This is a genomic window from Aquimarina litoralis, from assembly GCF_019295435.1.
In the GTDB taxonomy this organism is placed as follows: Bacteria; Bacteroidota; Bacteroidia; order Flavobacteriales; family Flavobacteriaceae; genus Aquimarina; species Aquimarina litoralis_A.
Genome location: NZ_WEKL01000035.1, coordinates 16,042 through 29,342 on the forward strand (window position 1 = coordinate 16,042; position 13,301 = coordinate 29,342).

10 protein-coding genes are annotated in these 13,301 nt (G+C 32.1%); all 10 read left to right on the top strand.

The window, feature by feature from the left end; all coding sequences use genetic code 11:
• The 10 genes from GBO31_RS16880 (at position 1) to GBO31_RS16925 (ending at position 12,767) form a co-directional block, all read left to right on the top strand.
• A complete protein-coding gene (locus tag GBO31_RS16880; RefSeq protein ID WP_219009537.1) occupies positions 1–366 on the top strand; it encodes a 3-hydroxyacyl-ACP dehydratase in 366 nt (121 codons plus the stop codon).
• A gap of 10 nt (positions 367–376) precedes the next feature.
• The gene (locus tag GBO31_RS16885; RefSeq protein WP_219009538.1) at positions 377–847 is read left to right on the top strand and encodes a hypothetical protein; all 471 of its coding nucleotides are present in this window, start codon (positions 377–379) and stop codon (positions 845–847) included.
• 85 nt (positions 848–932) lie between these two features.
• Entirely contained in the window at positions 933–2,141 is a 1,209-nt protein-coding gene (locus GBO31_RS16890; protein WP_343211318.1) for a DUF2062 domain-containing protein, read from the top strand.
• The gene (locus GBO31_RS16895; RefSeq protein ID WP_219009539.1) at positions 2,134–5,811 is read left to right on the top strand and encodes an MMPL family transporter; all 3,678 of its coding nucleotides are present in this window, start codon (positions 2,134–2,136) and stop codon (positions 5,809–5,811) included. Before GBO31_RS16890 ends, GBO31_RS16895 begins: the two co-directional genes overlap by 8 nt.
• Positions 5,812–5,814: 3 nt before the next feature.
• Positions 5,815–7,356, top strand: a complete 1,542-nt coding sequence (locus tag GBO31_RS16900) for a phytoene desaturase family protein (protein WP_219009540.1) — start codon at positions 5,815–5,817, stop codon at positions 7,354–7,356.
• Positions 7,356–9,026: a C45 family autoproteolytic acyltransferase/hydolase gene (locus GBO31_RS16905; protein ID WP_219009541.1), complete on the top strand. Its 1,671-nt coding sequence runs from the start codon at positions 7,356–7,358 to the stop codon at positions 9,024–9,026. Before GBO31_RS16900 ends, GBO31_RS16905 begins: the two co-directional genes overlap by 1 nt.
• A gap of 4 nt (positions 9,027–9,030) precedes the next feature.
• Positions 9,031–10,338 carry a phenylacetate--CoA ligase family protein gene (locus GBO31_RS16910; protein WP_219009542.1) on the top strand — a complete coding sequence of 436 codons (1,308 nt, stop codon included), beginning with the start codon at positions 9,031–9,033 and terminating at the stop codon, positions 10,336–10,338.
• A 228-nt stretch (positions 10,339–10,566) separates the two neighbouring features.
• On the top strand, positions 10,567–11,304 hold the full coding sequence (locus GBO31_RS16915; protein ID WP_219009543.1) for a hypothetical protein: 738 nt from the start codon (positions 10,567–10,569) through the stop codon (positions 11,302–11,304).
• A 163-nt stretch (positions 11,305–11,467) separates the two neighbouring features.
• A complete protein-coding gene (locus GBO31_RS16920; RefSeq protein WP_219009544.1) occupies positions 11,468–12,112 on the top strand; it encodes a hypothetical protein in 645 nt (214 codons plus the stop codon).
• A gap of 232 nt (positions 12,113–12,344) precedes the next feature.
• Entirely contained in the window at positions 12,345–12,767 is a 423-nt protein-coding gene (locus GBO31_RS16925) for a hypothetical protein (RefSeq protein ID WP_219009545.1), read from the top strand.
• Positions 12,768–13,301: the final 534 nt, after the last annotated feature.

The window sequence follows — 13,301 nt, forward strand, 5'->3', positions numbered from 1 at the left end:
ATGCTAATTGCTGATTTATATAAAATTAATGAAGATTCTGTAAGGGATGGTATCCAGATAGCGACTATAACACTTAACCCCAAAAGTGATGTTTTTAAAGGTSATTTTCCAGGAAATCCAGTTACACCAGGAGTATGTACATTGCAGATCATAAAAGAATTAACCGAGAAGAGAATAGGTTGTTCTTTATTTATGAAAAAGTCTTCTAATGTAAAATTCATGGCGGTAATTAATMCAGAAAAAAATCCGGATTTAGAGATTACCAATGATTTTAAAGATACTGATGAAGAAATTAAAGTTAAAAGTACTGTAAGATATGATGATACAGTTGCTTTAAAAGTTGTGATTACTTTTACTAAACTATAAATCAAAGATTATGAAGTTTTTAGCATTGTTTATAACATTGTTTTTTGTAAATATAAGTTCGACTTCGGACATTACAGAAGTAAGGAGCTTATATAGATATGCTAAGGATACAAAGGAAAATACAGAGAAGTTTTATAAAGTTACTCAGAATACGGATTATCAAGGAAATCCAGTATTATCTGCTTATTATGGATGTGCATTAACTTTAAAAGCTGCTTATGCAGATCGCACAGGACAAAAAATATCTTTTTTTAGAAAAGGAAAAAAATTGATAGAAGCTGCTATAGAAGCAGAACCAGATAATATAGAATTGAGAATGATAAGACTAAGTGTCCAAACCAGTGCTCCCAGAATTACGCGATACTATAAAAATAAAGATGAAGACAAGAGCTTTTTAACTGATAATATAGAAAAAGTTTCCTCAGCTAAATTGAAAAAATTTATAAAAGGTTTTATGTCTACTTCCGAAGCTTTTAAATAATATTACGTCGTTACTTCTATAATTATAGATTCCTTTATTATTAAAATTATTATTATGCTATTTTTGCATCGGAAAAAATAGTTCTGTGATAGAAAATACTTCTTTTGACTCACGTTTTGAAACACTAAACTGTTGTGTTTTTATTCCGACGTATAACAATCATAAAACCTTGGAAAAAGTAGTTCAAGGCGTTATGAAATATACAGATCGTATCATTATTATCAATGATGGATCAACCGACAATACTCCTAATATTCTAGAAAAATATCAAAATGCCTTTACAGTTATTACTTTTCCAGAAAATAAAGGAAAGGGAATGGCGCTTCGAGAAGGTTTTAAACAAGCTGCAACATTAGGATATGATTACATGATTACCATTGACAGTGATGGTCAACATTTTCCTAGTGATCTTCCAATATTTCTAAATGAATTGGAAAAACAAGATTCTACAATTCCTCTTTTATTAATTGGTTCTCGTAATATGGACGATCCTTCTGTACCAGGTAAAAGTAGTTTTGGGAATAAGTTTTCTAATTTTTGGTATTATGTAGAAACAGGAATTAAGCTCAAAGATACACAATCCGGTTACCGTTTATATCCAATTAAGGAGATTAGCAAATTACGCCTGTTTACCACAAAATTCGAACTAGAAATTGAAGTGATTGTAAAACTGGCTTGGAGAAATGTTGAGGTTCGAAATGTTCCAGTACAGGTGTTGTATGACGAGGCAGAAAGAGTTTCTCATTTTAGACCCTTTAAAGACTTCACGAGAATTAGTATTTTAAATACTTGGTTGGTTACACTTACATTACTCTTTTATCTTCCTAAACGATTAATTCAAAAGGTAAAAAAAAAAGGCTTTAAAAAATACTGGAAGGAAAATGTTTTAAGAAGTAATGATCCGCCTATAAAAAAAGCAGGAGCTATTGCTCTTGGACTTTTTATTGGAATAGCTCCTTTATGGGGGTTTCAAACAATTTTAGTGATTTCCTTAGCAGTATTACTGAAATTAAATCGCGCAATTGCGTTTTTGTTTTCTAATATCAGTATTCCTCCAATGATTCCATTTATCATTTATGGAAGTTATCAGATTGGAGCAATTGCAATGGGAAAGGAAATGGATGCTACTTTAAATATAGAAGATATTAAATCAGGGACTGATGTTTTTAAAAGTCTAGGGCAATATATCGTAGGGAGTTTAATTTTGGCAACGCTTGTGTCAGCTATTTCAGGAATCATTGCGTATTTGTATTTTAGCTTTCGTGAACATAAAAAAAATGCCTTAGATGCATAATTTTTTTCTATCCTTATACCAGTATGTTAGGCGAAATAAATTGATTGCCTGGCCAATGATTATTGGTTTTGTGGCAGTTTTCACGTTTCTGGCAAGTCGCATTGGTTTTGAGGAAGATATTACTCGATTGATACCTAGCAATGATAAGTCTGAGATTACACAAAAAGTGCTGAAAACAGTATCCTTTTCAGACAAAATTGTGGTCAATATTTCYAATAGAGGAGATGATGCTGATAATCTTACAACATATGCATCTTCCTTTATAGATTCTCTAAACCAGCATCTTCCAAAGTATGTAAAAAAAATTCAAGGAAAAGTAGCAGACGATAATGTTATGGAATTGTATGATTTCGTTTATCGACATCTACCTTTCTTCCTTACCGATGATGATTATGCTTTTATTGAGAATCAAATCAATCCAGATTCGATTACAAAAGTAATAGAGAATAATTATAAGTCGTTGATTTCTCCAGCAGGTTTGGTAACACAAAAGTTTATTGTAAAAGATCCATTAGGATTAACACCAAAAGGTTTACAAAAACTTGCACAATTACAACTCGGAGATAACTATGATTTGTATAATGGATTTTTAGTCACAAAAGACAGAAAAAATCTGTTGTTATTTCTAACACCAGAATTAGCAACAAACGAAACAGGAGAGAATACAATTTTTGTAGAACAACTAAAGCAAATTACAGAAGAACTAAATAATACGTTTCAAGAAACCGCTAATGCTACTTTATTTGGTTCTACCTTATACGCTGTTGCGAATGCTAAACAGATAAAAGGGGATATACAGCTTACTATTAGTATAGCTATGAGTATTCTATTGCTAATATTAATTTTCTTTTATCGCAAGCTTACCGTACCTCTTATTATTTTTACACCAACAGTTTTTGGAGCTATTTTAGCAATAGCAATCCTATACATAATTAAAGGCAAAATATCTGCTATTTCACTCGGAATAGGTTCTGTGCTTTTAGGAATTACACTAGATTATTCTTTACATATTCTTACTCATTTTAGAAATAATAATGATGTAAAAGAATTGTATAAAGATGTATCTATGCCTGTTCTGATGAGTAGTCTCACCACAGCAGTAGCATTTTTGTGTTTGGTTTTTGTAAAATCTGAAGCGTTAAATGATCTTGGGATTTTTGCAGCGATAAGTGTTGTTGGAGCTTCTGTATTTGCACTCTTGTTTATTCCGCAAGTGTATCGATTTTCAAAAAATAACAAGGCGAAGCGAAAGACTTTTATCGATAAAATCTCAGAGATTAATTTTCATAAAAGTAAAGTGCTCATATCGATTATAAGTTTGATATTCATAATTGGCTTGTTCTTATTTCATAAAGTAGGCTTTAATACAGATCTCAATACGATGAATTATCAGCCAGAAGAACTATTGGCTGCAGAAGAAGATCTGGATCGAATTAATAATAATAAAGCAAAATCAATTTACTTAGTATCTTATGGTTCTTCTTTAAATGAGGCTTTAAATGCTAATAACAAATTGTTTAAAACATTAGAGCAAAAGAAAATAAATCAAGAAATCATCAATTTCAGTTCGGTAGGTGGTGTAGTGTTATCCAAAGAAGCTCAAGAAGAAAAGATCAAACTTTGGAAAGAGTTTTGGACACAACAACGAAAAGATTCCCTAACCAACTTGTTAATAGAAAAAGGAAGTGCTATTGGTTTTAAGCCACAAACTTTTAACCAGTTTTATGAAACTCTAACCAATAAGGTGAATCTAATAGGTTTTGAAGAATATCAAAATATTAAAGAATTATATCTAGATGAATTTGTAACCACAGAAGAAGATTTTGCAACTGTAGTTTCGGCAATCAAAGTACATCATGAAAATACAGACCAATTAAATACATCGCTGAGTAAAATTTCAAATACTGTAGTAATTGATCGAAAGCAACTAAATGAAACTTTGTTGGGTAATCTCAAGAATGATTTCAATTCATTGATAGGGTATTCGCTTGTAGCAGTTGTCGCTTTACTTTTGTTTTTCTATAGAGATCCGATGCTTACACTAATTACAGCATTACCAATCGCAATTACTTGGGTAATTACATTAGGAGTTATGAAAGTCTTAGGTATTGATTTTAATATTTTTAATGTGATCATTTCTACATTCATTTTTGGTTTGGGCGTGGATTACAGCATATTTATTACCAATGGATTGATAAAAGAGTTTACATACGATATAAAAGAACTTCCGACCTATAAAACTTCTATTTTATTATCTGTCATTACGACTATTCTTGGAGTAGGAGTTTTGATTTTTGCTAAACATCCTGCACTACGTTCCATATCAATTGTATCTCTAATAGGTATTTTATCAGCTGTTTTAGTGGCGTTTACTATTCAGCCGATGTTATTCAGAGCCTTTATTACGAATAGAGTGAAAAAAGGCTTATCACCATTGAGAATAAGACAAACATTGTGGTCCTTATTCAGTTTTGGTTATTTTATTGTTGGAGGTTTTATAGTTTCCTTGCTCAGTAGTTTAATAATTCCATGGTTTCCTGCTAGTATGAAAAGGAAAATGGGAGTTTTTCATAAAGTAGTTTCCAAGCTAATGCGCTCCGTATTATTTTCTAATCCCTTTGTGAAAAAGCGAGTGTATAATCCTGAAAAAGAAGACTTCGGTAAACAGTGTATTATCATCGCAAATCACTCTTCTTTTTTAGATATTATTTCTATTGGAATGCTTTATCCTAAACTAATCTTTTTAGTGAAAGATTGGGTATATGATAATCCAGTTTTTGGTAGAGCCGCTAAGCTGGCAGGTTTTTATCCGGTTTCTTCTGGTATTGAGGGTGGCGTAGAACATTTAAGAGAAAAAGTGAAGCAAGGGTATTCCCTAATTGCATTTCCCGAAGGTAGTAGAACTAATACTGCTAAAATGAGTAGATTTCATAAAGGATCTTTTTATTTAGCGCAAGAATTAGAATTAGATATATTGCCAGTTCTTATTCATGGGAATTCAGAAGTATCGCCCAAAGGAGATTTCGTAATTCATGATGGAGCGATTCAGTTAAAGATATTGCCTAGAATTACCAATGACAATACCAATTTTGGAGTAGGTTATGCAGAAAGAACAAAAAAAATAAGCGCATATTTTAAAGAAGAATACTTCGAACTACAAAAAGATCTAGAAGGGATTGATTATTACAAAAAAGCCTTACTGAACAATTATAGATATAAAAGTTGCTTTAAAAAGATCAAATCTGATTATTCAGAAAACAAAGAGAAGTTTTACAAAGCAGCAAGTTTTATTGATCAAAAAGATCAGGTACTTGTGTATGATGATCAGTATGGTCAACTTTTACTATATATAGCCTATAAAAGGCCTTATGCTAAGTTAAAAGGTGTGTTAATCGACAATGAAAAACTTGCCGTTGCGAACCATTGTTATTCTTCAATTAGAAACAAAATAGAGTTTGTAGATATTGAAGATTTGACTTCGACAAAATTTGATGTACTTTTGTTGTATACAACTACACCAGTACAACCACAACATTTAGAAAAAATAGTATCAGAGAACATAAAACGAATCATTATTTTCTCTGAAGAAAATTATCTTTCCGAATTTGTAAAGGAAACGTTTAAAGTTTCTTCTCAAGAATTTGGACTAACCGTTTTGAATAGAATATAATACATGCAGGATAAATTTGATGTTGTCATTATCGGTAGTGGGTTAGGAGGATTGGTTTCGGCAAACATTCTTGCCAAAGAAGGCAAAAAAGTGTGTGTCTTAGAAAAGAATAACCAGTTTGGAGGAAACTTACAAACCTTTGTAAGAGATAAGAGTATATTCGATACAGGAATTCACTATATAGGAGGGCTCGATAAAGGACAAAATTTGTACCAATACTTTTCTTATTTGGATATCATGGAGGATCTCAAAATCAAGAGAATGAATATCGATGCATACGATGTCATCACTTTTGATAATGACGAAAAAGAATATCCTCATGCACAAGGTTATGATAATTTCGTAAATCAGTTGCTGAAATTCTTTCCTGAAGAAGAAGAAGGAATACGTACATATGTAGAAAAAGTAAAAGATACCTGTTATAGATTTCCTTTGTACAATTTGCAGGAAGGTGATCGGTATTATGGTGAAGATTTGTTGACTCTTAAAGCAAAGGATTATATTGATAGTGTGGTTCAAAACCCAAAACTAAGAGCAGTTTTAGCTGGATCGAACTTATTGTATGCTGGAGATCCAAATAAAACTCCTTTTTATGTGCATGCATTATCTATTAATTCCTACATGGAAAGTGCTTGGAGATGTATTCAAGGAGGAAGTCAGATTGCTAAGCTCTTAGTAAAACGATTTAGAGCCCTTGGAGGTACCATTTATAAGTATCAAGAAGTTAATACCTTTAATTTTGAAGAAAAAGAGATAGTTTCTGTTTCCACAACCAAAGGTGATACCTTTTATGGAGATAACTTTATTTCTAATGTCGATCCTAAGCTTACTTTACAGATTATCGGGAAAGAGCACTTTAGAAATTTGTATTATAAGAGAATCCAAAATACCGAAAGTATCATTTCATCCTTCAGTATTTATTTAGTGTTTGAAAAAGGAACCTTTCCTTATCTAAATAAAAACTATTATCATACACTTAYTGAAGATAAAGTCTGGACAACTCAGGATTATACCGAGGAAAATTGGCCCGAAGCCTATTTGATATCGATGAATGAAGATCTTAAAAACCCTGGTTTTGCAGAGAATTTGACATCAATTGCCTATATGCGATTTGAAGAAACACAAGCTTGGGCAGATACCTTTAATACAGTTGCTCAAAAAAATGATCGAGGAGAAGATTATGAAGAGTTTAAGCAACGAAAGATTGAAGCTTATCTAAAGGAACTTGAAAAAAAGTTTCCTAATATTCGATCTTGTATCAAATCTGTTCATACATCAACACCTTTGTCATATAGAGATTATATAGGTTGTTATGAAGGATCAATGTATGGTTTTGCTAAAGATGCTGAAAACCCAATGAAATCATTTTTATCGCCTAGAACCAAAATTCCTAACTTGTTATTTACAGGTCAGGGATTGAATATGCATGGCGTATTAGGTGTTACTATTAGCGCAGTAGTTACTTGTGGAGAATTAGTGGGAAAGGAAACACTATTACAGAATATTAAAAATGCATTAGCAGAAAAAGAGATGTTGGATTCATAATGAAGAAGAAGTTCTTATATCATATTTTTTTACTGTCTCTGATAGTGCTTTCATCTTCTTGTGGGGTTAAAAAATCATTACGAGCGAGACCAGATATTTCAGGTATCGAAAATGTGGATACGACTAGGGTAAAACATAGCAATACCTTTTATACATTAAATAACAATCTGTTACGAAAAAATAAGCAAGGTTTATGGGAATTGTATATAGAAGGTACACCACTAGAAAGAGGAATTGCCGCAGGAAGTTTAAGTAGAGAATTAATAAAAATTCAGGAAGATGCTTTTATTGGTAAGGTAACAGAATTAGTGCCTTCAGAAAGTTATTTGCGATTTTTAAGTAAGGTGGTAGCTTGGTATAACAGGAAATTACATCTGAATGTTCCTGAGGAATTTAAAACCGAAATTTACGGAGTTTCCAGATATGCCTCTAATGATTATAATGACTTCGCTGAGCCATATGTGCGAATGTTGTATGCACATGGCGCGCATGATATCGGTCATGCGTTACAAGATTTGATGCTAGTGGGATGTACATCATTTGCTGCTTGGGGCGATAAAACGAATGATGGAAAGTTATTAATTGGACGTAATTTTGATTTTTACGCGGGAGATGATTTTTCCAAGGAGAAATTAGTAACATTTATGAACCCATCTAAAGGGTATAAGTTTATGACCTATGGATGGGCAGGAATGATGGGAGCTTTATCGGGTATGAATGAAACTGGATTAACGGTAACAATAAATGCGGGGAAATCAAAAATTCCATTAATTGCCAAAACACCGATTTCTATTCTTACAAGAGAAATATTACAATATGCCTCCACTATTGAAGAAGCTGTTGCTATTGCCAAGAAAAGAGAAGTATTCGTTTCCGAATCTATCATGATTGGAAGTGCAAAAGATAAAAGAGCTGCTTTAATAGAAGTTTCTCCAGATAATTTTGGAGTGTATAATGTCCCGAATTCAAATCAATTGATATGTTCGAATCATTTTCAGAGTGATTCTTATAAAGAAGATAAACGCAATCAAAAAGCCATCGAAGAGAGTCATTCTTTTTATCGCTATCAAAGAATGACCGAACTATTATCAGAAAATGACAAGCTCAATCCAGAAAAAGCGGTTGCTATTTTACGCAATAAAGAAGGCTTAGAAGATAAGTTGATAGGTTATGGTAATGAAAAGGCTTTAAATCAGATGTTGGCGCATCATGGGATTGTATTTCAACCTGAAGAACGAAAAGTATGGGTGTCTACAAATCCTTATCAGATGGGAGAATTTGTGGCCTATGATCTCGATGAGGTTTTTGATAGAATTGCAAAGCAAAAAGAAGATGTAGTCATTGCTTCTGAAGCGTTGAATGTTCCTGAAGATCCTTTTATTCATACTAAGACCTATGAAAATTATGAGGCATTTAGAATTTTAAGCAGAAAAATAGAAAGTGCTACAGAAAATGAAGCAACTATTTCCGAAGAGGAACTAGCCAAGTTTCAACGATTAAACCCTAATTATTGGGCTACTCATTTTGTTATTGGAGAATATTACTACACACATAAAAAGTATAAAAAGGCATTGATTGCTTTTAAACAAGCCTTAAAAAGAGAAGTAACTACAGTTCCGGATGTGGAAAATATACAGAAGTATATTAGAAAATGCGAACGAAAAATTTAAGTTGATGATTYAAGATATAGAACGATCTACACAGACGGAAATAGAGAATTTGCAGAATGAAAAACTCCAGGAGTTAATTTCTTTTGTATTGCAAAACTCACCTTATTACAAACGATTGTTTGATCAATTAGAACTTTCTGCATCTGATATCAAAAGGGTTACAGATCTTAAAAAACTTCCAATCACAACCAAGGATGATTTACAGGAATATAATGATGATTTTTTGTGTGTTCCAAAATCTGAAATTGTAGACTATGTAACCACTTCAGGAACTTTAGGAAAGCCGGTTACCTTTGCACTTACCGAAAAGGATTTAGAGCGACTAGCCTATAATGAAGCTACTTCTTTTGCTACAGCTGGAGTTACTAAAAAAGATGTGGTACAGCTTACAACTACCTTAGATAGAAGGTTTATGGCTGGTTTAGCTTATTTTTTAGGAACTAGAAAATTAGGCGCAGCAATGGTGAGAGTAGGATCAGGTATTCCTGAATTACAATGGGATTCGATACATCGTTTTCAATCTACATATTTAGTAGTAGTTCCTTCTTTTCTATTAAAACTGATTTCTTATGCAGAAGCGCATGGAATAGATTACCATAATTCTTCTGTAAAAGCGGCTATCTGTATAGGAGAACCCTTAAGAGATCAAAACTTTAATTTAAACACTTTAGGAAGTAAGATTAAAGAAAAGTGGGATATAGAATTATATTCTACATATGCCTCTACGGAAATGAGTACTGCTTTTACAGAATGTTCCGCACATCAAGGAGGCCATCATCGTCCAGAACTAATTATCACAGAAATACTTAATGATGAAGGGACTCCGGTAGCGGAAGGAGAAGTTGGGGAATTAGCAATTACCACTCTAGGGATTGAAGCAATGCCTTTAATTCGATATACTACTGGCGATATGGTACAAGCGCATACAGAACCATGTAGCTGCGGTAGAACAACAATGCGTTTAAGTCCTGTTTTGGGTCGAAAAAAACATATGATCAAGTATAAAGGAACTACCTTATATCCGCAAAGTGTTATTGAAGTTTTGACCAGTTTTGAAGGTATAGGAATGTATGTGATCGAAGTAATTACGGGTGATTTGGGAACAGATAAATTATTGATTCATGTATCAGATAGTTTGAGTGCTTTACAACAAAAAGAACTCAAAGAACACCTACGAGCCAATCTTAGAGTAGTACCGGACTTGGTACTGAACGCTAAAGAAGCATTAAAAGCCAAAAAGTTCCCAGAGATGAGTCGAAAACCTATTTCTTTTATAGACTCTAGAGGGCTGGTATCTGCAGATAAGAATTAAAAATAGACTTATGTTGACATCTCTCTAAATCTCCTCGCCGCGGCGAGGAGACTAAATGTTCCTCTCCTTTGGAAGGAGAGGTTGGAGAGGATATTTTTAATATGTAATTAGACCTCACAGGTTTCTAAAACCTATGAGGTCTAAAATTCTAGATTTAATTATGTAAATAGTGTTAGGGAAATTTTAGTTTTTGGTTTAAATTTAATCATAACTTAAAACCTATTACATATGAAAATTAAACATTTCATACAGATCCTCACAGCAGTGATATTTTTATTGTTTATTTCTTGCCAACAAGAAGAAGTCACAAGTGAATCAACTGAACAACTAAACGAAAATTCATTTGCCAAAAATTGGCAAGAAGCAGATTTATCCAAAATTTTTACAGGAAAAGAAATGAACTACCCAATTTCTGTAGAACAACTAAAAAGCATATTAAATCATAAAAATGTCTATTTAGTACGCTTTGTTCCTGGAGTTATAGAAGGTAAATTACAGGTAAAAGTGGTAAGTATTGATGCTAAAGGAACTGTTCTTGATGAAGAATTAGTATTACAAAACGAAGATTTACGTATTAATGATCAACTTCAAGAACTACGAACTATTGTTTTTAATAAGGAAACAATTTCTGATCCAATGGTGTCTAAACATATATTACAATTTGATGAAGCAGCAGATTTTGTTGGCTCATGGAATCAAAAATCATCATTGGATTTAAATGAGGTTACTTCTTATGATGGAATACGCATCCGTTATTTTAGTATGGAACCTAATGCTGTACAACATATGGCAAATACAGAAGTGGAGTATATCAATTTATCTTGGGGGCTTAATAAAGACAATAAGTTAACTACTGTTTTTGTGCCAATTGTTGATACCAAAATAGCTGCTAAAACAAAAAATGGAAATAATCGATCAGCTTATGATTTTACAGATCCTTGCCCAAATACTTGTAGACCTGATTAACAAAGATTTTTCTTTAATATATATTATTTCAGACCTCACAGGTTTCAAAAACCTGTGAGGTCTTTTTCATAATACTAATCAAAAATTGATTTTAACAATTGTCTATGGGGAAATTATAGTTTTTTTATACATTTAAGGAATACTAATTAAAACCAAATAGATTATGAAAATCAAAAACGTTACACTGATCATCATTATGTCTTCTGTACTTTTACTCTTTGTGTATTATATAGAAGAAGGAAAAAAGGCAGTAGCATCAAATCAATCAACTGTAAATTTAATCGCTGAAAACATACAAGAATCTCATTTTTCTCCAATTTTAACTACCAAAGAAGCCAACTTTAATATTACCAAACGAAAATTGAAGAATGCACTCGATGCTAAATTGATGCAAGAAAAAAATACCACAGATACGGTTTCATTAGATACAGCAAAAGAGTGGACAAGTGCTTGGAGAACGGCAAATCCTGATACTACAGCTACTAGAAGTTATTTTGTGCCTGCAGCGGATTTAGTACAAGTACTTAATGAAATAGGTGTAATCAATGATGCTGCAGCAACATCAGCAGATACCACTAATCAAGGAGTACGTGTATATATGGCGATTGAAAAAATTGGAAAAACGTCCATAGATAAAATACTGATTGTAGGAACTAAGTTAGATACTATAACTGGGATTCACAGAGATTTTATCAATGGTACTCTAGATGGAAAAGGAACAAGACCTCCTAATACAACAAGCGGAATTTATGATTTTACAAGTCCTTGTCCTAATACTTGCGATGACCAGAGCCCTTTGGATAATTAATTTCTTAGTTATAAGTAATTGACTTTCTATAGATAAGCTCTTTTTTTATGATTTTTTTAGACTTCTCTTACGATTTCCATAGTATTTATCATAAATTTAGACAAATCTATGGAAGAACTAAAATTGCTTTGTGCTGTTAAATGTTTTCTTCTTTAGATACATAATTTGCATACTAGTTACTCCATATTTTGTAAGCTTATTTAATCATATTATTAATCTAAATTAAAACAAAATGAATCCAAACGACGAAAACACAGTGTCATTAGAAAAAGCGCAAGGTTGGACAGCAGAGTGGAGGAAACAATGCCCCGATAATTGTAAAGCTTTTTTGGTTCCCACAGCAGATTTAATTGAAGTTCTAAACGAATTAGGACTCATAGGAGATAAAGCAGCTGCTAAAGCTCAAAAACGTGCTACTAAAAAGAAATTGGATGTAAGAGCTTATATGGCTATAGGAGCTGAAGATGGGAGTCCTGTTGAAGAAAGACTATTGCTTGTAGGAACGAAGCAAATTGATGGTGTATATAGAGATATTATCAATGGAGAGATAGATGGTGAATCTTTAGGTTTAACAGATGATCCTTCTAGTGGTATTTATGATTTTACAAGTCCTTGCCCGAATACATGTGATAGTTCTAGCCCTTTAAATGATTAATGAATTACAATCAATTAATAGCGTATATAGGAACATTTATCTTATTAATAAATGTAATAGTATTTCTTAAAGGTTTTTCTAGTAATGGAAAAACCTTTAAAATTTTATCTTGTTATTTAGTAATAATTTTTCTCATTCAGCTTGGATTATTAACTCTTTGGAATTTAAAGGAAAATAATATCTTTCTCTCACATTTCTATTTTATTATTCAATTTACCATATTGTCATTTTTCTATAAGAAGCTTTTAAAGAATGAACGTCAAAAACGGATGTTAAATATTATTTTGATAATAGTCGTTTGTACAATACTATTTCAATATATATACGATACAGATTTATTTTTTAAATTTAATTTGTTTGAAATAGTCTTAACCTCAGTTCCCTTAATAATGTATTCTATTGTCCATTTTTATAATATGTTGGGAAAAGAAAAAGAGTATTTTTATATCAACTCAGGGATATTTATATATCTCACAGGTAGTACATTATTATTCGTGGCAGGAAATTATATTATTGCATCTAATTCAATACTTA